General features: G+C 34.6%; 22 protein-coding genes. 13 read left to right on the top strand and 9 right to left on the bottom strand.

The genetic code is table 11. The features are described from left to right. Positions 1–172: 172 nt before the first annotated feature. From flgL to A9G22_RS04610, 8 genes are all read right to left on the bottom strand, one after another. Entirely contained in the window at positions 173–1129 is a 957-nt protein-coding gene (gene flgL, locus A9G22_RS04645) for a flagellar hook-associated protein FlgL (RefSeq protein WP_075508433.1), read from the bottom strand. A 14-nt stretch (positions 1130–1143) separates the two neighbouring features. Then, positions 1144–2787, bottom strand: a complete 1644-nt coding sequence (gene flgK / locus A9G22_RS04640; protein ID WP_075508432.1) for a flagellar hook-associated protein FlgK — start codon at positions 2785–2787, stop codon at positions 1144–1146. 116 nt (positions 2788–2903) lie between these two features. Then, the gene (gene motB / locus A9G22_RS04635) at positions 2904–3797 is read right to left on the bottom strand and encodes a flagellar motor protein MotB (protein ID WP_065586404.1); all 894 of its coding nucleotides are present in this window, start codon (positions 3795–3797) and stop codon (positions 2904–2906) included. Beyond that, positions 3797–4684, bottom strand: coding sequence for a flagellar motor stator protein MotA (motA, locus tag A9G22_RS04630; protein ID WP_065586403.1), 888 nt, complete (start codon positions 4682–4684; stop codon positions 3797–3799). Before motA ends, motB begins: the two co-directional genes overlap by 1 nt. Before the next feature lie 60 nt (positions 4685–4744). Beyond that, a complete protein-coding gene (gene flhC / locus A9G22_RS04625) occupies positions 4745–5350 on the bottom strand; it encodes a flagellar transcriptional regulator FlhC (protein ID WP_065586402.1) in 606 nt (201 codons plus the stop codon). Between the two features lie 14 nt (positions 5351–5364). Further along, positions 5365–5685: a flagellar transcriptional regulator FlhD gene (gene flhD / locus A9G22_RS04620; protein ID WP_065586436.1), complete on the bottom strand. Its 321-nt coding sequence runs from the start codon at positions 5683–5685 to the stop codon at positions 5365–5367. A 191-nt stretch (positions 5686–5876) separates the two neighbouring features. Then, positions 5877–6593, bottom strand: a complete 717-nt coding sequence (locus tag A9G22_RS04615; protein ID WP_065586401.1) for an RNA polymerase sigma factor FliA — start codon at positions 6591–6593, stop codon at positions 5877–5879. 176 nt (positions 6594–6769) lie between these two features. Continuing rightward, positions 6770–7582 carry a flagellin N-terminal helical domain-containing protein gene (locus A9G22_RS04610; protein WP_065586400.1) on the bottom strand — a complete coding sequence of 271 codons (813 nt, stop codon included), beginning with the start codon at positions 7580–7582 and terminating at the stop codon, positions 6770–6772. Positions 7583–7916: 334 nt separating this feature from the next. Here A9G22_RS04610 and fliD point away from each other — a divergent pair, with 334 nt between their 5' ends. The 3 genes from fliD to A9G22_RS04595 are packed head-to-tail and all read left to right on the top strand — an operon-like array spanning position 7917 to position 10098. Beyond that, positions 7917–9350: a flagellar filament capping protein FliD gene (fliD, locus tag A9G22_RS04605; protein WP_082264503.1), complete on the top strand. Its 1434-nt coding sequence runs from the start codon at positions 7917–7919 to the stop codon at positions 9348–9350. Between the two features lie 9 nt (positions 9351–9359). Further along, entirely contained in the window at positions 9360–9740 is a 381-nt protein-coding gene (fliS, locus tag A9G22_RS04600) for a flagellar export chaperone FliS (protein ID WP_075508430.1), read from the top strand. A gap of 10 nt (positions 9741–9750) precedes the next feature. Continuing rightward, the gene (locus tag A9G22_RS04595) at positions 9751–10098 is read left to right on the top strand and encodes a hypothetical protein (RefSeq protein WP_075508429.1); all 348 of its coding nucleotides are present in this window, start codon (positions 9751–9753) and stop codon (positions 10096–10098) included. A 373-nt stretch (positions 10099–10471) separates the two neighbouring features. On the opposite strand, the gene fliE is transcribed toward A9G22_RS04595, so the two are convergent. Next, positions 10472–10780 (bottom strand): flagellar hook-basal body complex protein FliE, encoded by a 309-nt coding sequence (gene fliE / locus A9G22_RS04590; protein ID WP_065586396.1) that lies wholly within the window; start codon positions 10778–10780, stop codon positions 10472–10474. 175 nt (positions 10781–10955) lie between these two features. Here fliE and fliF point away from each other — a divergent pair, with 175 nt between their 5' ends. The 10 genes from fliF to fliO all read left to right on the top strand — a co-directional run bounded on the left by fliF (position 10956) and on the right by fliO (position 19920). After that, the gene (gene fliF, locus A9G22_RS04585; protein ID WP_075508428.1) at positions 10956–12680 is read left to right on the top strand and encodes a flagellar basal-body MS-ring/collar protein FliF; all 1725 of its coding nucleotides are present in this window, start codon (positions 10956–10958) and stop codon (positions 12678–12680) included. Next, on the top strand, positions 12677–13675 hold the full coding sequence (gene fliG, locus A9G22_RS04580; RefSeq protein ID WP_065586394.1) for a flagellar motor switch protein FliG: 999 nt from the start codon (positions 12677–12679) through the stop codon (positions 13673–13675). Before fliF ends, fliG begins: the two co-directional genes overlap by 4 nt. Continuing rightward, the gene (locus A9G22_RS04575; RefSeq protein WP_065586393.1) at positions 13668–14426 is read left to right on the top strand and encodes a flagellar assembly protein FliH; all 759 of its coding nucleotides are present in this window, start codon (positions 13668–13670) and stop codon (positions 14424–14426) included. The genes fliG and A9G22_RS04575 overlap by 8 nt, the downstream gene beginning before the upstream one ends. 1 nt (position 14427) lies before the next feature. Next, complete coding sequence (gene fliI, locus A9G22_RS04570; RefSeq protein ID WP_304363185.1) at positions 14428–15801, top strand: flagellar protein export ATPase FliI; 1374 nt, start codon at positions 14428–14430, stop codon at positions 15799–15801. A 9-nt stretch (positions 15802–15810) separates the two neighbouring features. Then, positions 15811–16275 (top strand): flagellar export protein FliJ, encoded by a 465-nt coding sequence (gene fliJ, locus A9G22_RS04565; protein ID WP_065586391.1) that lies wholly within the window; start codon positions 15811–15813, stop codon positions 16273–16275. After that, a complete protein-coding gene (locus A9G22_RS04560; RefSeq protein WP_075508427.1) occupies positions 16265–17416 on the top strand; it encodes a flagellar hook-length control protein FliK in 1152 nt (383 codons plus the stop codon). Before fliJ ends, A9G22_RS04560 begins: the two co-directional genes overlap by 11 nt. 171 nt (positions 17417–17587) lie before the next feature. Then, a complete protein-coding gene (locus A9G22_RS04555; protein ID WP_065586389.1) occupies positions 17588–18055 on the top strand; it encodes a flagellar basal body-associated FliL family protein in 468 nt (155 codons plus the stop codon). A gap of 5 nt (positions 18056–18060) precedes the next feature. Continuing rightward, positions 18061–19110: a flagellar motor switch protein FliM gene (gene fliM, locus A9G22_RS04550; protein WP_065586388.1), complete on the top strand. Its 1050-nt coding sequence runs from the start codon at positions 18061–18063 to the stop codon at positions 19108–19110. Continuing rightward, positions 19103–19483, top strand: coding sequence for a flagellar motor switch protein FliN (gene fliN / locus A9G22_RS04545; protein ID WP_065586387.1), 381 nt, complete (start codon positions 19103–19105; stop codon positions 19481–19483). The genes fliM and fliN overlap by 8 nt, the downstream gene beginning before the upstream one ends. Next, positions 19483–19920, top strand: a complete 438-nt coding sequence (gene fliO / locus A9G22_RS04540) for a flagellar biosynthetic protein FliO (RefSeq protein ID WP_065586386.1) — start codon at positions 19483–19485, stop codon at positions 19918–19920. Before fliN ends, fliO begins: the two co-directional genes overlap by 1 nt. Positions 19921–19923 lie beyond the last annotated feature (3 nt).

The following is a 19923-nucleotide window of genomic DNA, read 5'->3' as shown; positions in this document are numbered from 1 at the left end:
CAACTTAAGAAGCTGATTTGTTTACTAAATAAAAAATAAACCCAAAATTATATTGTGGTTTGTTCATAATATAAGAGGCAATAAGCCTCTTTTTTATTGGATGAATATTGTTGAATAAATAGGATTAATTAAGGTAACAGCATTAATATTGTTATGTAACAATAATTTCGTGCTATTTCATTTGAAACAGTGACATATTTTGCATCGTCATAAAGGTATATTGTGCTGCTTGTAAATTAGCTTGTAACATCACATATTCTGAAATGGCTTCGTACCAATCAACATCTTCAAGTTGGCTGATTTGTGTTTGAAATTCAATATCTAATGTTTTACCTAGTGCGGTTAATCTATCAATTTCGGCCAATATCGAGCCACCTTCTGCTCTCAGTGTTGAAATATTATTAAATGAATTGTCTATGCCGTGACGCGCTTTTGATAATCCAGCTCTAAATTGTTCAACGGTATCTTCATTATCATAATCTAGATCTATTTTTAACGCTTCAATTGCATAATCAATACTGGCAAATATGTTACTTTCTGCCGGTGAACCATCAGTTTCTTTAACATTTGAACCTGTCATAAATACTTGAATGCCGGTAAAACTCAGCGATACTTCGCGCGAGTCATCAATCAAAACATTTACCGATGTTGTGCTGCCAACGTAACTCACTTCGCCAGCTTCGTTCATAACAAAAGGGGGAGTATCGTTTTTCTTACCCGCAAAAAGGTAGTTGCCATTAGTGTCTTTTGCATTAGCTAATGACAAAAGTTGATCTTTTAAACCTTGTAATTTGTTGGCAAGATCGAGTCTATTTTCTTCATTTAAAGTTTCATTTGAGGCATAGACCAATGTTTCTTGAATGGATTGGATAACAGTATTGGCTTCCGCTAAGATAGTATCTTGGCGACTTAGTAATTTATCGGCACTTTCGCGTGTTGCTTGAAATTGTTCATTTTGTGCTTGCGCTTGTTTTATTATTAATGATTGTGATGCGCCCATTGGGTCATCAGAAGGCGATAAAATCTTTTTGCCAGTCGCTAAATGTAACCCCGATTTTTGCCATTTGCTATTGGTATTTAAAATACTTTGCAAGTTTTTTTGATAGAGTGAGTTTGTGCTAAGGCGCATTTTTTATCCTTTTATCATTTAGTTAAACCTAAAATGGTATCAAATAGTGTGGTTGCGGCATCAATCACTTTTGCATTAGCTTGATAATACTGCATATAGACCTGCATAGAGATATATTCTTCTTCAATATTAACCCCAGATATTGATTGATTTTGTTCATAAATTTGTTGGGTAATATTTTGGCTTGATTGCGCAGAAATTTTCGCTGTTTGGGTCTCACTACCAATATAGCTGACTAAGGTCGTGTAAGCGCTTTTTAATGTTGTGGTACCATTAACGAGTTTTTCATGTTGGATTTCTAATAATTTAGTGACATTACGATTATCACCTGCACCATTTTCTTCATCATTAATTCCCGTTGCTAATTTATTCACATCTTTCACTAGCAGTTGTAGTGATGAGGCAATATCGGCAACAGGTTTTATGATGAAAGAGTCCCCACTAACGGCATTTCCGTTTATCTCGATAACTAGACCATCAAAAACCAATTTACCGTCTTCGATTTGTGGAGTGATTTGCTGACGATCTGATAATCGTGTGACAACCCAATTGTTGCCATCAAATTCGATTTTATAATCAGAAGCTTTTACTTCTGTCACAGCGTTAAACTCGATTTTAGCCGAGGCGTTCCCTTGGTTTTTCGTATTTGTGATACAACTAGGATGATTGTAATCGAATAACTTTTCACCCTGATTACCATTAATATCAACACCGGACATATGTACTTCATTAAAGCGTTCAGCTAAATTGAGCGCAATTAAACCTAATTGATTACGAGCTTCGGTTAGTGGTCCTTCACGAAAGGTTAATAAACCATTTAATGTGCCAGATGTAATGTTTTGACTAGTCAGTTCTTGCTTGGCACCTGAATGATGAGTATAAATAATGGTATTTAAAGAAGGATCGTCTGCTGAAGGTTGTACCGATAATAAGTTAATCGAAGAACCTTGAACTAAATTTAAACCATTAGTGAGCGAAAGATTATATTGCCCATTTTGTTCAGTAACAGTGATACCAATGATTTCGCTTAATTCATTGACTAGCTGATCGCGTTGGTCAAGTAAGGCATTGGGTTCGTTTCCACCCCCAACTGACTGTAGTTGTGAGATTTTTTGATTAAGCTCGGCAATTTGTTGAGTATAGGAGTTGACTTTATCAACATTATTGCTTAATTCAGTATTAATATTGGCGATTTGATTTTTTAAATTTGTTTCTGTTTTATTAAATTGACTCGTTAAAGAAGTCAGATCACTAATCACCGTTTGTTTGGTTGATGCATCACCCGCATTTGATGTGAGTTTATTTAAACTGGCAAAAAGATTGTTAAGTTGTGATGAAATACTATTATCATTTTCTGCTAATAAATTATCGACTTTGGATAACTCTCCATAATAGGATTTAATAGAACCATTTTGTGATTGTGATTGGCGTAGTTGTCCGACCACAAAGTTGTTAAAAGCACGATTAACCGATGATATTGCAACGCCATTACCTACAAATCCGAAACTATGTTGAGTACCATTTGCTTGACGTAAAATTTGTTGTTGGCGATTATAACCTGTTGTATGTGCATTACTGATATTATTGCTAATTACATTAAGCATATTTTGTGCTGCATTTAATCCACTAATACCGGTATTCATTAATGAATTTGCCATAAAAACTCCTCAATATAGTTTTAGTTAATAATATCCATTAAAAATAAGTTATCTTTTATATCGGCTTAACTTTTCAAAACTTTAATAATTTTTACAATCGTTTTTTTAAATTGTATTTATTCTGATTTAATTTGTTGTGATTGTTTTAAAAAATCGATGCCGGTCATGTTATTTTCTTTTTCAATATACTGTTGTGCTGTTTTATTCAAAATTAAGATGCTAATACGTCGATTCGCATCTTTACTATAGTTAGGATTATTTAGACTAACGGTGTCAGCTAATGCAACAATGCGCATAATCTTACTGGAGTCTAATCCGCCAGCAATGAGCTCTCTCCTTGATGAATTGGCTCTATCGGCGGATAATTCCCAGTTACTATAACCACGATCGCCCGTTGTATATTGGCGTTCATCCGTATGGCCTGATAAAGTGATTTTATTCGGTAAAGAATTGATGATCGGCGCTAATGCATGTAAAATTTCTTTCATATTGGGATCAATCATTGCGCTACCCACATTAAACATGGGTTTATCATCTGAAGCCAAAATTTGAATGCGTAACCCCATTTCAGTTAATTCAACAATAAGATTCGGCGCTAATTTTTTAAGGCGCTCATCGATTTCGAAAATTTCATAAATCTTGCGCGCAGCTTCAATCATCTGTATTTTTTCAAGTTGTTGTTTTTCAAATTCATTCTGTAATGGATTTAGAATATGATTTTTTTCTTCACCAATTTGTTTACTTACATCATCTCCACCGCCTGGTATTGGGCTTTCACTATCGCTAATATTGTTTCCACCATTTAGACCAAGTATTAATGGTGTTCTAAAATATTCTGCGATTCCTTGTAATTCTTGAGGAGTCGACTTTGCAATTAACCACATGACTAAAAAAAGAGCCATCATTGCCGTCATAAAGTCGGCATAAGCAATTTTCCAAGAGCCACCATGATGACCACCGCCATGCCCTGATTTTTTCTTAATAATTATTCTTACAGATTTATCGTTCATTATTCGTTATTTTCATTTTTTTTGAGATTTTTATCTTTAACTTCTTGGATATATTTTTCTAATTCAAAGAATGATGGTCTTTCATGAGAAAATAGCGTTTTTCGTCCAAATTCAATACAAATTTGTGGAGCATAATCATGCATACTGGCAATAAGTATGACTTTTGTGCACTCTAACATTTTTACCATATCGGCGTTTCTTTGTTTCAATAAGGCGGCTAGTGGTGAAACAAAACCATAAGCAAGTAAGATCCCTAAAAAAGTCCCTACCATAGCATGGGCAATAAGTTCACCGAGTTCACTTGCAGGCCTATCAGCTTGTGCAAGTGTATTAATTACCCCCATTACTGCTGCAACAATGCCAAATGCCGGTAAACCATCACCAATACCTGAGATGGCATCAACAGGTTTTTCAAGCTCGTGGACAAATGTTTCAATTTCTTCGCTCATTAGTGTTTCTATTTCAAATACATCCATATTGCCACTAATCATCAGTCGTAAGTAATCAGTGATAAAATCGCAGATTCTAGGATTAGCTAATATAAGCGGGTACTGCTTAAATAATTCACTTTCATGTGGATTATCAATATCGGATTCAATAGATAGCCCCCCATTTTGGCGAATCTTCGTTAAAATGGTATACATCAAATTAATTTGTGTTAGATATAGGTTTTTATTATATTTAGATGTCTTAAATAATTGGCCTAAAGATTTGAGTGTTGCTTTTATTGTTTTTTGTTCATTACTGACAATAAAAGCGCCAATTGCAGCGCCACCAATAATCAACAGTTCAAGTGGTTGAAATAGTACGGCTAAATAGCCACCACTTAGCACATAACCAACTAGTGCCGAAGCGATTACAACGATATATCCTATAATTATTAGCATAGGCTTTCTTTTTTCTCCAAAAAATATCTGTTAAATTGCTTTAATATCTCTAATCTTTATTCAAGCGAATATCTGTTTTACAACTGATGAATTTAAATAATTTGCTTTTGATAAAACCTTCAGGCATTTTTCGTCATTTTCTTTTTGTGTTTTATTATTTTTATCTGCCCTTGACGGTGGTTGACATAAACTGCAGGTAAACGTGTTTTGAGGATGATAAGCGTGTGTAATAAAAAGTCCACGGCATGCGGTGCAACATGATTGTTGCATGACATTTCTTTCAACAAATTTGACTAAAATCCAGGCTCTGGTTAACCCTAAAACAGGCTCGTCTTTATGTGAAACTTGGCATTGTTCTAAATAAAGCTGATAGGCATTTAATATAGTTTGAATGCTTGAATTCTGGCCATTTTTAACTAAAAAAGCGTAAGCATTATAAAAAATACTAGCATGGATATTGGGTTCCCATGTCATAAACCATGAGGTTGAAAACGGCAATAAACCTTTAGGTGGTGGACAACCTTGAATTTCTTTATAAAGTTTTATCAGTTTATTTCGGCTTAAATTTGTTTCACTTTCCAGCATTTGAATTCTTCCACCAAGGGAAATTAATTTGATAGCCAGTTCGGTTTCCTTATATTTTTGGATAATACTTTTATCTGACATATTCGGATCCTTACCTACTTATTCATTGAATCTAATAGCAAACTTGATAACAAAATACCTGTATGCATTTGCTTTATATCACTAACGCGGGATTCTTCTGTAAGTTTTTCCATCATTTCTGCGTTTTCAAATCGTAGCTGAAATGTCAATTGATTGGTTTCTGATAAAACCAACATTTGCGAGGTACTTAAACTACTAAGTATATCAGCCGTTTTTTCATCTATACCTAATCGATACATTGCCATAACTTTATCTTTTTCAATCATTTTCTGGCTTAACAGTAGTGTTGACAGATTCAAATGATGTATGCATTTAAGAATATCGTCATCGAGTATATTTACCAATTTAGTCACCAATCTCTATTTATTTTTTATTCGCATAAAAAAACGAACAACAAGTAAAATTAAAACATTAATATTTTTTTTGTGCTTAAAATTACATTTTTAAAAGGAAAAGGTCAATAAAAAAATCATTTCAATTTATTTTCGATTAATTTCGTTTTATTTAAATTATTTTTTTATTTTTTCTAAAAAACAACTTTACTTTGTATTCTTTTTATTGCTTGACTATGTAATTGGCTTACTCTTGATTCGCTAATATCCATAATTTTACCAATCTCTTTTAAATTGAGATCCTCTTGGTAATAAAGTGATAAAACAAGTTTTTCTTTTTCTGGTAAGTTTTCAATTTGTTGAATAACGGTATTGCGAATTTCCTCATCTATGATTGCTGAAAAAGGGTTATTATCTTCTTCATATTCAATAATGGCATCAATGTTATCTCCCAATTTTTTATGAATTTCATCATAAGAACATATTTGACTACTATTTGAATCTAATAAAATTTTACGGTATTCACTGATCGGCAATTCTAAATATTGGGCAATTTGATAATCATTAGGCGCTGTACCTAGCTTTTGTTCTAGTTTATTAATTGCTGTTGTGACATCTTTAATTTTTTTACGAGTTTGCCTTGGTAGCCAATCACGACTACGTAGTTCATCAAGCATTGCGCCTTTAATTCTTGGTATAGCAAATGTCGCAAAAGTATTGCCTTGAGAGGTGTCATAGCGCTTTATTGTGTCTAATAAACCGATATAGCCAACTTGTAACAAATCATCAAGTTCAACCGTTGCAGGTAAACGAACTGCTAATTTCAAAGCTTCATTACGAACCAAATGAATATATTGTTTCCAATCGATTTGATTTATTACACCGTGTGAGTTATATAAACTGCCATCCATTTTTGCACCAATGTTAAAAAAATGCTTAATAGTATTATGACGATAGTTGATGAATTTAATGGGCAGAATAAAGGGATAAAAAATAGCTAATTATAATGATTAGTCATAACGACATTATATAAATGCCGTTATGAGGATGTGACAAATTTAGGATGAACAAAAATAGGTAAATAGAATTACTGCAATAAAGAAAGTACAGATTGTGGTACTTGGTTAGCTTGTGCTAATACTGAAGTACCTGCTTGTTGTAAGATTTGACCACGAGTCATGTTTGATACTTCTGTTGCATAATCCGCATCTTCAATTCGGCTACGCGCAGAACTTAAGTTATTTACAGTATTGTTGATATTAGTAACAGTTGATTCGAAACGGTTTTGTACTGCACCAAGTTGTCCTCGTAATGCATCAATTTTTGATAACGCGGCATCAATGGTTTTTAATGGATCTTCTGTTGGTGTATCAGATACGTTAAATGCATTTAAACCAAGTTCCGTGCTATCGATTTTTTTCAAATTGATTTCAATGGTTTCGCCGTCGTTTGCACCCACTTGAATTTTAAGTGTTTTATCTTCAGATAATACTTTAGAACCATTGAAATCAGTTTGTTTAGAAACACGATCAATCTCATCTAAACGTTGATCGATTTCGTTTTGAATTGATACTAAATCACTTTCAGAGTTAGTGCCATTTGCTGCTTGAACCGTTAATTCACGAATACGTTGTACGTTATTGTTGATTTCATTTAGTGCACCTTCAGTGGTTTGCGCAAGTGAAATACCATCATTTGCATTACGAGCAGCTTGAGTTAAACCTTTGATGTTTGAAGAGAAACGGTTAGCAATAGCTTGGCCTGCTGCGTCGTCTTTTGCGCTATTAATACGCATGCCTGATGAAAGGCGCTCGATAGATGTGCTAAGAACGCTTTGAGAATTGTTAAGATTGTTTCTTGCCATTAAAGACATAGTATTAGTATTAATTACTTGTGCCATTTTTATCTCCGATAATATAAATATTAAAATCAACAAGATATTTAAATTTAATTCAATATTTTTGCTGATAAATAACTTATCGGTAACAAAATAGGGAACTTTAATATTTTTAATGATTATTTTTTTAAAATAGACATATGTAGTCGTAAATATAATAAAAATAACAAGGTAAATCAATATATTATATTTTTATTAGGAATTTTTTTAATGATAATTTTTTATTCAAAACAAAGTTCTTTTAACCTATTAAATAAATAGTTAAATGATGACTAAATTTTTTTAAGTGCCAGCCGATATAAATAACAGTGAATAATTGTTATAGGTAGGCTAAATCATGGCGATGAGTGCATTAGGGATAGGTTCGGGAATCGATCTTGGTGAAATTTTAAATCAATTAGAAGCGGCAGAAAAGACACGCTTAACACCAATCACTACTCAACAAAAAGCGATTAATGCCAAAATTAGTGGTTTTGGTAAGTTAAAAAGTGCATTAACAACATTTAATACAGCAACGGCAAAACTCCAAAAAAAAGAGTTATTTCAAAGCCGTATAGCGACAGGTAATAACGATTATTTTTCAGTAAAGACAAATAGCAAAGCGGTTTTAGGTAATTATGCTGTTACTGTTGATCAATTAGCAACATCTCATAGTGTTGCGACATCGGCAATCAAGGATAAAAATACTCAATTGGGGAATGATAATGCAACACGAACCATTACCATTGAACAAGCTAATGGTCATAAACTGAATGTGACTTTATCGAAAGATGAGACGTCATTAGAATCAATAGCGAACGCCATTAATAATGCTAAAGTGATTAATGATGATGGAACAGAGAGTTCTTCAACAATGAATGCGACGATTGTGCGTTCAGGGGCAGATAGTTATCAATTAGTGATTACGTCAAAAGAAACGGGGGTACAACAAGCTATTACCTCTATTTCATCCGATGATGATAAGTTAAACCATATTATTGGATTTGACATTAATCAGGCGAGCAATAGCCCCATGGCTGAAGTTGCAAAAGCGCAAGATGCCAAGTTTTCGTTTAATGGTATTGCGATAACCAGCGCCTCAAATACCGTTAAAGATGTAATGGATGGCGTTGATATTACGTTAAAAGAGGTGACGACAACCAGCCAAAATCTTACTATAAGTGCCGATAACGAAAAAACAGAAGAAGCCATTAAAGAATGGGTCGAAGCATTTAATCAATTACAGTCAACAATATCAACGTTAACTAAATTCACCACAGAAGATAAAAATTCAAAGGAATTAAATAATAGTAATGGTCCACTTGTGGGTGATGCGACATTACGCAATATTGACCAAAGTATCCGTTCTATCTTTGCCAAAGGACAATCGGGTGAATATTCGGTATTGGCTCAAATTGGTATTAATATGGATAAGAATGGCACGTTAACGATTAATGAAAATGAGCTAAAAAAAGCATTGAATGAAAATAGTGATGCAGTGGCAACACTGTTTACCGGTGATGGCAAAAACACAGGGATCGCCAATGAGGTTTTTGCCAAAGTCAGTGGATTTATTGATAGTGATGGTATGATTGATTCGGCAACTAATGGATTAAATACCACATTAAAATCATTAGATAAACGCCATGAACAAGTGAGCAATTCTATTGAACAAACCATTGAACGTTACCGCGTTCAATTTACCCAATTGGATATTTTAATTAACTCGTTAAATAGCATGAGTAATTATTTAACTACCCAATTTGATATGATGGCAAACTTAAAAAAATAGAGGGAAGTGATGTATAAATTAGGTTCTCAAGCCTATGAGCAAGTGAATTTAGAAACGCAAGTTAATCAAGCATCCCCCCATCAATTAATCGTTTTATTATTTGATGGAGCACTAAATGCAATTAAATTGGCTAACTTGTATATTCAAAAAGGCAATATTGTAGGTAAAGGTAATGCTATTTCTAAAGCGATTAATATTGTTGATAATGGGCTTAAAAGTTGCTTAGATTTAGAAAAAGGGGGTGAAATCGCTGAAAATTTAGATCGCCTATATCAGTATATTAGCCAGCAGTTAGTTTTAGCCAATTTACATAATGATCAAGAAAAACTGCAAACTTGTTTTGATTTGTTAAATAATATTGCTGAATCTTGGCGTGAAATTGCCAAATAAAAGGACGATTATGCAAGAAAATAACTTATTAGAACAATATAAACAATTTAATTATATTGTTGAACAAATGTTGATTAATGCACAGAATGAAAACTGGGAGTTATTGTTGAGTTGGCAGGCGAAATACCATCAATTATCAAAAAGTATTATGTTGGTTGATGATTTTTCGGTAATTGAAAATATGTCCTTACAACATCAAGACATTGTTCGAATGTATATTAAAAACATACTGAGTTATCAACAGCAATTAACTCAATTAATGAAGGCGTATCATACCCAGCTCAGAAAATGGATTGGTGAACATGTCAATTATCAGACCAAAATAGATAGTTATCAACAAATTGCCAGTTTAATGTAAATTTGTGAATTGATCTGCTTGAGCTTTATTCATTAGTTAAGGTTCAAGTCAATATTGCTATTAAATAGCTTTAACAAACACTTCTATTTTAAATAATGAATTCTTTTATGGGTAATTTAAAAATTTTTAGTGATTAAATTTTTATCATTGTTTACTATTTGTTGAAAAAAGGTTTTGTACACCGGATAACAAATATTTCTGCCAAGATCTTGATTGGTTTCTGAATTCAATAAATCGCTCTCATCATATCGGTCAATAGATTTTTTCGGTTTTTTCGAATGTTCGGTGAATTGATTAATTATCGCCTTGAGTACCAGAATTCAAGGTTATCTGTAAATGCAAAAGAACCAAAATTTAGGATAGGCTATTTATATCAGACATTCATATTCATAATTTCTTGATAAGCTGCAACCAGTTTATTGCGCACTTGAATACCAAATTGCAATGAAACCGATGATTTTTGCATATTAACCATGACCTCATTCAAAGAAATATTCGCCTCTCCCATTTCAAAAGCTTTGGCTTCATTATTTGCCTGTATTTGTCGTTGACTGATGTTATCTAAAGCGGTTTTTAATTCTAAAACAAAGTTTTTATCTGCAAACTGCGTTTTTGGAGTTATTGACGTTGATTCATTTAAATTAGTGAGTTCAATTGGATTGAATGCGTTGATTGTATTCATTTTGATATCTGCTTTTTAGCTCTTTTGTTCCTGTATCGCTAAATTTAACATAAAAATAAAAAAGCAAAGGGTTTAAGTAAGGGAAAAACTGCACGCTTTTCTCGCCATTGAATTTGTCAAATACATGGATAATAAAGCGCAGAGTTAATCTAAATAGTTTAGAGTCAGGGTGCCTATGGCTAGTCAGACAGTCAATAATAAAGGTGAATCAATCTTAAATAAGTTACCTTTTGTCAATCAACTAAAACAAAACACCAAAATGGCATTGTTAATTGCCGGTGTGGTTACGATAGCGATTATCAGTTTTATTTATTTATGGGCTAAAGATGAGTCTTATAGTGTTTTGTTTAGTAATTTAAATGATAAAGATGGTGGCGAAATTATTAGCCAGCTTGATAAGATGAATATTCCTTATCAATTTTCATCTTCTGGCTCCACTATTTTAATTCCACAAGATAAAGTTTACGATACCCGATTACGTATTGCACAACAAGGTTTGCCTAAAGGTGGATCCGTTGGTTTTGAATTGCTCGATAAAGAAAGTTTTGGTATGAGCCAATTCAATGAACAAATCAATTATCAGCGGGCTTTAGAAGGGGAATTATCTCGAACCATATCCATTATCAGTAGTATTGATGATGCTAGAGTGCATTTAGCAATGCCTAAGCCATCTTTATTTGTCAGGGAAAGAAAATCCCCTTCAGCATCGGTAGCATTAACGTTATTCCCAGGTCGCTCATTATCACAAGGTCAAATTGATGCCATTATCCATTTAATCTCGAGTAGTGTGCCAGAATTACAAGCAGATAAAGTAACCATTATTGATCAGCATGGTCGCCTGTTAACAGGCGAAGGCTATCGTGATCGAAATACCAATATCGCACAACTCGAATTTAGTGAGCGAATTGAAAATAGTGTTCGTGAACGAGTAGAAAAAATCATCATTCCTATCTTGGGTAAAAATAATGTTAAGGTACAAGTGAATGCTGATATTGATTTTAGTCGGCAAGAAGCAACATCAGAAACTTATGACCCGAATAGCGATATTGCTAATCAAACTATTCGCAGTAAGCAACAAGTCGAAAATCGCCAATCCGCTAAAAGTTATGGTATAGGTGGGGTACCGGGTGCATTGTCTAATCAACCTGTACCAATTTCTAGTGCACCGATTGATGAACAAGATGAAAAAAAAGAAGCGACTGAACAAAATGATAAACAAGGACATTACAGCTTACAATCAAATCATACCGTCAATTTTGAAGTCAATAGACAAGTGATACGCAGTCAAATACCTGAAGGTCGGATTAAACGTTTATCGGTTGCTGTTTTGGTGAATTATAAATTTGTCACAACTGAGTCAGACAATGCTAAATCTGAAGATGATGACAATGACAACCCGTCATCTTCCATAATAGAACAATGGGTAAAGTTAGATAATGATGAACTTCAAAATATTGAAGCACTCGCGCGTCAAGCAATGGGCTTTTCTGATTTACGTGGCGATACATTAACTGTTGCGAATTTGAAATTTACCGATCAAGCACTTGATGACAATGACGATATCGCATTTTGGAAAACCAATGAATTTTATGATACTGCCAAAACAGGGATTAAATATCTCATTTATATCCTCATTTTCTGGTTTATGTGGCGTAAGGTATTACGTTCAGTATGGATGAAATTGCAACGTAAATTCCTTATCGAAAAAGGGGAATTGTTAGATGCTCAATCAACGGTAGATGAGAAGCTAGATTACAGAGCGTACAGTAAACAACAGCACAAAATATTTGAAGATAATATGCAACAACAACAGCACATACGGAAAATTGTTGAGAAAGAACCGCGTGTCATGGCATTAATTATTCGTAATTGGATAAATAAGGAGGACACTAAACAATGATTTTAAATGAATCTCAAAAAGCGGCGGCGATTTTAATGGTATTAGGTGAAGGGCTTGCGGCACAAGTCATGCAACATCTTAATCAAAAAGAGGTGCAACAAATCAGTAGTGCAATGATGTCATTACCTCAGTTTTCTCAAGAACAATTGAAAGGTATACTTAACGAGTGCCAAGTTGCTCTTGAAGAATGTGCGGTTTTAAATACCGATCCAAATGGCTATTTACGTTCAATATTAGGTCGATCACTGGGTAGTGAAAAAGCTGAACGTTTACTTGATGAACTATTATCTACTGATCAAGAAGAAGCAACCGATGGTCTTGAAATGCTCAACTATGTTGATGCAACAAGAGCCGTTGATCTGGTCAAAAAAGAACATCCACAAATCATTGCGACTATTTTAGTTCATTTAAATCGTGATTTAGCAGCAGAAATTTTAAATCTGTTTGATGATGAATTGCGTAACGATGTCATGCTACGTATTGCAACTTTTGGTGGGGTTGAGCCTTCTGCTCTGCAATTACTCTCATCTTCATTATCGACATTATTACATGGTCAAAATATCAAACTGAATAATCTTGGTGGAATACGTACTGCGGCAGAAATTATTAACTTAATGAAAACACAACAAGAAGAGCAGGTTATTAATGCATTGCGTGATTATGATGGAGAGTTAACGCAAAAAATTATTGATGAAATGTTCTTGTTTGAAAATCTGGTTGACGTGGATGACAGAAGTATTCAACGCTTACTTAAAGAAGTCGATAATGAAATATTGATTATCGCATTGAAAGGAGCATCAGTTGAATTACGTGACAAACTATTGAGTAATATGTCACAGCGAGCAGCATCTATTTTACGTGAAGATTTAGAAAATAGGCCGCCTGTACGTTTATCTCAAGTAGAAACTGAACAGAAGAAAATTCTGGCTATTGCTCGTCGATTAGCTGAAAGCGGTGAAATGATTCTAACTAGTGGTGATGATGAATATGTATAATCAGCCCGATAGATTAGATTGGGAGCCACTCAGTTTCCGGGATTTAACACCATCTAAGCTATCAGAATTAAGCCAAAGCAATGAGATTGAGCAACCAGAGGTTAGTGAATCAACGTCTGCTCCTAATTTTGAGTATGAACCCATTGAACCTAACGAGATCGAACAAACACTGGAGCAGTTAAAGCAGGAGATTGAAGCTAAAGCCTACCAAGAAGGGTTTAATTTAGGTCGATCTGAAGGCTTTGAAGAAGGTAAACAAGCTGGCTATGAACAAGGATATCGCCTGGGACAACAGGAGGGACGTGAACAGATTGAACGGCAGCTTAATGATGAAAAACATAAAGCCGTTCATGCTATAACGGATTTAGTCAGTAATTTTCAGCAATCAATTAATGATATTGATGAGTTAATTGTACCTAAATTGTTTGATTTGGCGTTAATTGCGGCACAAAAAACAGTAGGCAGCATGGCTAAAGTAAAACAAAAACAGTTAAGCCATACCATACAAACATTAGTTGAGCAGTGCCCAATTTTATCAGAACCGATATCGTTACATCTTAATCCTACTGATTTGCAATGGTTAGAACCCCTATTGAATGAAGAAAATCAGCAAGAACAATGGCAATTCATTGCCGATCCTAACATTGAAATAGGCGGTTGCAAAATTATAACCGATACTAATGAAATTGATGCCAATATCAATGACCACTGGCAAATAATATCTGATAGCCTAAAAAAGGATGATTATTAACGTGAAATATTCTTCACAATGGCTAAGTAAAATTGACCAAGCTACACAACAACTTGAATCACTATCATTAATTCGCCAATACGGACGCTTAGTTAAAGCATCCGGATTGGTGCTTGAAGCTGTTGGATTAAAATTACCTTTGGGATCTAACTGCTTGGTTGAACGACAAACTAATGGTCAAACGGAGGCAGTTGAGTGCGAAGTGGTTGGCTTTAATGATAAAACACTTTATTTAATGCCGTTTGAATCAACGGACGGTATTTTATTAGGCGCACGCGTCTATACTAAGCAATATGATCTAACGCACTTTAGTCATAAAGTCTTACCCATGGGAATGAGCCTATTAGGTCGAGTGGTTGATGCTATGGGGAAACCGTTAGATGGTAAACCGCTATCTGAGCAGGTTGAGTTTGAAGGATTATCTCATAAAGCGATTAATCCCTTAAAACGTACCCCTGTTCATCAGGTACTTGATGTTGGCGTCAGAGCCATAAATGCTTTGCTAACGGTTGGTAAAGGGCAAAGAATGGGCTTATTTGCAGGATCAGGGGTTGGCAAAAGTGTCTTGCTTGGCATGATGGCACGCTACACACAAGCGGATATTATTGTTGTCGGTCTGATTGGTGAACGTGGGCGAGAAGTTAAAGATTTTATTGAAAATATTTTAGGCGAAGCAGGATTGGCTCGAGCGGTTGTGGTGGCAGCTCCCGCCGATGTGTCGCCATTATTGCGCTTACAAGGTGCTGCGTATGCAACAAAAATTGCCGAAAACTTTCGCGATAAAGGGTTTAACGTTTTACTTATTATGGACTCTTTAACGCGTTATGCAATGGCACAACGCGAAATTGCTTTAGCGATAGGGGAACCCCCAGCAACGAAAGGCTATCCTCCTTCGGTCTTTGCCAAATTACCCGCATTAGTTGAAAGAGCGGGTAATGATGAAAATGGAAAAGGTTCCATTACGGCATTTTATACGGTATTGACAGAAGGTGATGATCAACAAGATCCGATTGCCGATTCGGCCCGAGCGATTTTAGATGGGCATATTGTTTTATCTCGCTCGCTTGCTGAGTCTGGGCATTACCCAGCCATTGATATTGAAGCTTCAATAAGTCGGGTGATGACCGATCTTACTGCGCCTGAAGATGAAAAAAAATCCCGATTATTTAAACAATTGTTTTCAAGCTTTCAACGAAACCGCGATTTGATCAATGTGGGGGCTTATGTAACGGGGACTGATCCTTTATTGGATAGGGCGATAGTATTGTTTCCTGCCATGCAAAAATTTTTACAGCAAAGTATTAATGCACATTGTAGCTATCAAGATGCTTATCAACAATTAGTGAGTATTGTCGAACCAACATTAACGAGTTAGGAAAGCGTAATGGCAAATAAAAATTCTGGGCAATTTGCGTTTTTAACATTAAAAAAACTAGCAAAAAAATCGGTCGATGAGACGTTAATTAAGTTAAAAAAAGCGCATGAAAATCACCGTCATGCACAATCGCAACTGCATGTATTAAATGACTATTATGCCGAGTATCAACAAAAATTAAATAACGCTTTATCTCGTGGTATTAAAGGTGGTGAGTTGAATAATTTTAATGCTTTTATTTCAACTATTGAGCAAGGCATTGCGCAACAGCAAAAAGTATTGTTAACGTTGGATATTAAGCAAAAGCAAATCACCAATCAACTTAATCAATCGCAAAAAAGCTTAAATACCTATACAACACTATTAGACAAGCAATATAAAAAACAGCAACAACAACAAAATCGTTTACAACAAAAACTGACAGATGAATTTGCACAGTTACAACTCGCAAGGAGAGCATTAAATGAATATTAATCTTATGAATGATTTGAACCTTACCACTACTCATCAATCAGTGCGAGTTGGAACAGATTTAACAACTAATAATGATTGCTTTCAACAATTATTGCGACTAAATGAAAACCAATCAGATCAAGGTAAAAAAACAATTAATGGCAAGTTAACTGTTACCGATGATGCGCACGAAGATAATGACCATGATGTTGATATGTTTATGACGACCATTTATCCCTTTAATGTACAGAATTATGAACAAGAAAAACAAGCTTTAGCAAGTTCACAAAAAAGGAGTGATATTCCTGAAATATTAAATGCTAATTCTCTCGATAATTTATCGTCAGAAACATTAATGAATGAGCAGGCAACACAGTTACTTACTTCTATTTATGACAGTGAAGATGTAATTAATAAAGTCACCTCACAAACTGAAGTAATGTCATTATCAAACGATAAAAAGGCGAAAAAAGGTGATCTTGCTCATAAAAAAGTCGCAAGCATTAAAGGTAAAGTTAATAATCTTCATGTTAACCAAGAAAATAATGCGAAAAATGCCAGTGATATTATGCGAAAACTAGCGGCTCATCAAACTCCATTTATAACAAATAATCACAATAAAGATGGGATAGTACATAGCAATCAAGAACATTCTTTGTTGACTCATGCAAATGGACAAAGCCTGTTACTATCGCCAACCAATGTTAGCGCGACCTCAGCTACGTTAAATTTACCAACACAACCTATTATGCAATGGCAAACTTCATTAAGTGAACAAATTATTATGTTTAATCGTCAAGGAATTCAAACTGCCGAAATAAAATTACATCCACAGGCATTAGGATCATTGCATATTAAACTTGCCATGAATAACGATAAGATGAATCTTCATATGATGGCTGCGCATAGTGTTGTTAAAGGTATGTTAGAATCGGCATTACCCTTTTTAAAAACATCATTGGAAGATCAAGGCATCATGCTAGAGCAAGCCAATATTGGTGACTTTTCGATGATGAACGATTCACAGCAATCCGCTATGCATCAACAAGCACAAAATAACCCGATACCGACCGTGCAAAAGCTTGATGCGTCCGATGTGGGTGTTGAGCAAATCATCGTTGAAAATAGTGCGCACAATTCTGGTCTTAGCATATTTGCTTAACGATTAACATTATTTTTAATTTTTGATTTAAATAAGTTGAAGCGCATAAATAGGTAATGTTTTATTGCCTATTCTTCAAATCGATTTTAAAAATATGCTTTATTATTCTTGTAACCATGTCCAGTTAATGGATTAGAGATCTTTTTAAATTTTATAGAGACAAGAATAAATATGCCTACAGCCTCAAAAAAAGTCAGTAATTTAAATTTAATTCTTATTCTGATGACGCTATCAGCGATAAGCTTTGCGGCTTATTTGTGGTTTCAAAACCATTCACCAAACACCCATAAAGAGCAAGAAGAACCCCAAATTTTATCCCCCGTATTTTTAACATTAAAACCATTTACAATTTCATTACCTGTTTCAGAAGAAAATAACGATATCAACAAAATTATTTATATGGGCATCGTTTTACGTGTGGCTAATGAAGATCAAAAAACAGTGTTATTAGATTATTTACCGGAAGTAAGAAATGATATGCTGCTTTTAACTTCAAAGCAGTATGTCAACAAGCTAAAACTAGAAGCAGGGAAAACCGATTTACAAGAACAGATAAAAAATAAGTTATCACGACAATATGATGCAAAAAATTGGGTAAAAGTTGATGAAGTTCTATTTACTGATTTTATTATACGGTGATTATTATGCCCGATAAGATCGAAGCCACAACAGATATAAATGAAAAGGATGACGTAGCACAAAAATCTGAAAGTTTTTTGATAGCTGAAGATGATGACAATATCGATGCTTCCGTTGTCTCGTTACCTTCCGGGAAAAAAGCCGACGTTAAACCCTATGATCTATCGGTCAAACATCGCTTTATTCCTGAGCGTTTAACTGCGTTAGAAATTATTAATGAACGTTTTGCTCGTCAGTTTCGAATTGGTTTATTCAACCGATTACGTCGTAATACGGATGTAGTTGCATCACCCATTGAACCACAAACATTCAAAGAGTTTTCTGATATTTCATCGGCAAACCATTTAAATCTAGTGCACCTTAACCCATTAAGAGGTTCAAGCTTATTTTCGTTTTCACCTGAATTAGTTTTTATTATCGTAGATTCATTATTTGGGGGGGATGGACACACATCTAACATTGAAACTCAAGGGCGTGAATTTACCCACACCGAACAACAAATCATTAAACGAGTATTGGAATTAGCATTAGTTATTTATCAAAATGCATGGGCTGATATTTACGCAATTGAAACCGAATATATTCGTTCTGAAATGCAAAGTAAATTTACCAACATTACTAGCTCACCTGACGATGTCGTGTTAACAACCAATTTTAAAGTTGAAGTGGGTCATAGCAAAGCAACATTTTGTGTTTGTATTCCTTATTCTATGGTCGAGCCAATCAAAGAATTATTAATCAAACCACCTGTCGAACAGCAGACTTATCAAGATGATAAGGTTTGGATGAGTTCATTAACTAGTGGGATCAAACAATCAACGGTCGAATTAGTTGCCAACTTTACCCATATTCACACAACCGTTGCTAAACTGTTAGCCTTAAAAGTTGATGATATTTTAGTGATCGATAAACCAACAAATTTAGATGTAACAGTCGGTGGCGTACCGGTATTAAAAGGTCATTACGGTAAAGTAAATAAACAATATGCAATTCAAGTAGAACAGGTCATTAATCCTGTGATAGAACAATTGAATGAGGGAGTGTTCAATGACTGACATCAAACCAAATAACGATGAAAACCAAGAAACAAAAGTAGCGAGTGATGAGCTTATCACTAAAGAAGCTATTTTTGAGACATTATCTCCACAACAAAATGAAGATAAAAAGCAAGATATTAATCTTATATTAGACATTCCAGTTGAATTAAGTGTCGAGCTTGGTCGAACCAAAATAGCCATTAAAGATCTGTTAAATCTAACCCAAGGGTCGGTAATTGCATTAGATGGACTTGCGGGTGAGCCATTGGATATATTAATTAACGGTTATTTAATCGCCCAAGGCGAAATTGTGGTGGTTGGTGATAACTATGGTGTGCGCATCACCGATATTATTACCCCATCGGAGCGTGTAAGAAGATTGAGTCGTTAATGACAATAAAGCAAACTAATTTGGCTCAACCTACGGTTGGTGCAATCAACACGAATACCTTATCGGCGTCGCCTACTGATTTAAATATTTACACCAAAGTTGGATCATCAATGGGATTGATGCTTGTTGTGGTCCTCGGTTTTATTCTATTGTTAGGGTGGTTTGCCAAACGAATGGGTTGGAAAAAAACATCCGATCAATGGATTGATGTCAAAGCCACATACAGTATTACGCCTAAAGAACGTATTATACTGGTTCATGTCGATAACCAACTATTAGTGGTGGGTATTACTCCTCAACAAATGACACTGTTACATACCATCAATGAACAACGTAGCAAAATGTTACTTGCGCAAAATGCGACAGATAAAAATCTAACGAAAAGTCATGCATTTCAGCAGATATTACAATCCGTTTTAAAACTGAAAAAGGAGTAACAA

Origin of the sequence: Gilliamella sp. App2-1, from assembly GCF_001690255.1 — a bacterium.
In the GTDB taxonomy this organism is placed as follows: Bacteria; Pseudomonadota; Gammaproteobacteria; order Enterobacterales; family Orbaceae; genus Gilliamella; species Gilliamella apicola_G.
Note: the sequence above shows the minus strand (reverse complement) of the source record. Positions and strands in the feature narration are given on the sequence as shown.

Coding starts and splice junctions, on each gene's coding strand:
- flgL (WP_075508433.1), bottom strand. CDS start 1,129: ATGCGCCTTAGCACAAACTCACTCTATCAAAAAAACTTGCAAAGTATT.
- flgK (WP_075508432.1), bottom strand. CDS start 2,787: ATGGCAAATTCATTAATGAATACCGGTATTAGTGGATTAAATGCAGCA.
- motB (WP_065586404.1), bottom strand. CDS start 3,797: ATGAACGATAAATCTGTAAGAATAATTATTAAGAAAAAATCAGGGCAT.
- motA (WP_065586403.1), bottom strand. CDS start 4,684: ATGCTAATAATTATAGGATATATCGTTGTAATCGCTTCGGCACTAGTT.
- flhC (WP_065586402.1), bottom strand. CDS start 5,350: ATGTCAGATAAAAGTATTATCCAAAAATATAAGGAAACCGAACTGGCT.
- A9G22_RS04615 (WP_065586401.1), bottom strand. CDS start 6,593: ATGGATGGCAGTTTATATAACTCACACGGTGTAATAAATCAAATCGAT.
- A9G22_RS04610 (WP_065586400.1), bottom strand. CDS start 7,582: ATGGCACAAGTAATTAATACTAATACTATGTCTTTAATGGCAAGAAAC.
- fliD (WP_082264503.1), top strand. CDS start 7,917: ATGGCGATGAGTGCATTAGGGATAGGTTCGGGAATCGATCTTGGTGAA.
- fliS (WP_075508430.1), top strand. CDS start 9,360: ATGTATAAATTAGGTTCTCAAGCCTATGAGCAAGTGAATTTAGAAACG.
- A9G22_RS04595 (WP_075508429.1), top strand. CDS start 9,751: ATGCAAGAAAATAACTTATTAGAACAATATAAACAATTTAATTATATT.
- fliE (WP_065586396.1), bottom strand. CDS start 10,780: ATGAATACAATCAACGCATTCAATCCAATTGAACTCACTAATTTAAAT.
- fliF (WP_075508428.1), top strand. CDS start 10,956: ATGGCTAGTCAGACAGTCAATAATAAAGGTGAATCAATCTTAAATAAG.
- fliG (WP_065586394.1), top strand. CDS start 12,677: ATGATTTTAAATGAATCTCAAAAAGCGGCGGCGATTTTAATGGTATTA.
- A9G22_RS04575 (WP_065586393.1), top strand. CDS start 13,668: ATGTATAATCAGCCCGATAGATTAGATTGGGAGCCACTCAGTTTCCGG.
- fliJ (WP_065586391.1), top strand. CDS start 15,811: ATGGCAAATAAAAATTCTGGGCAATTTGCGTTTTTAACATTAAAAAAA.
- A9G22_RS04560 (WP_075508427.1), top strand. CDS start 16,265: ATGAATATTAATCTTATGAATGATTTGAACCTTACCACTACTCATCAA.
- A9G22_RS04555 (WP_065586389.1), top strand. CDS start 17,588: ATGCCTACAGCCTCAAAAAAAGTCAGTAATTTAAATTTAATTCTTATT.
- fliM (WP_065586388.1), top strand. CDS start 18,061: ATGCCCGATAAGATCGAAGCCACAACAGATATAAATGAAAAGGATGAC.
- fliN (WP_065586387.1), top strand. CDS start 19,103: ATGACTGACATCAAACCAAATAACGATGAAAACCAAGAAACAAAAGTA.
- fliO (WP_065586386.1), top strand. CDS start 19,483: ATGACAATAAAGCAAACTAATTTGGCTCAACCTACGGTTGGTGCAATC.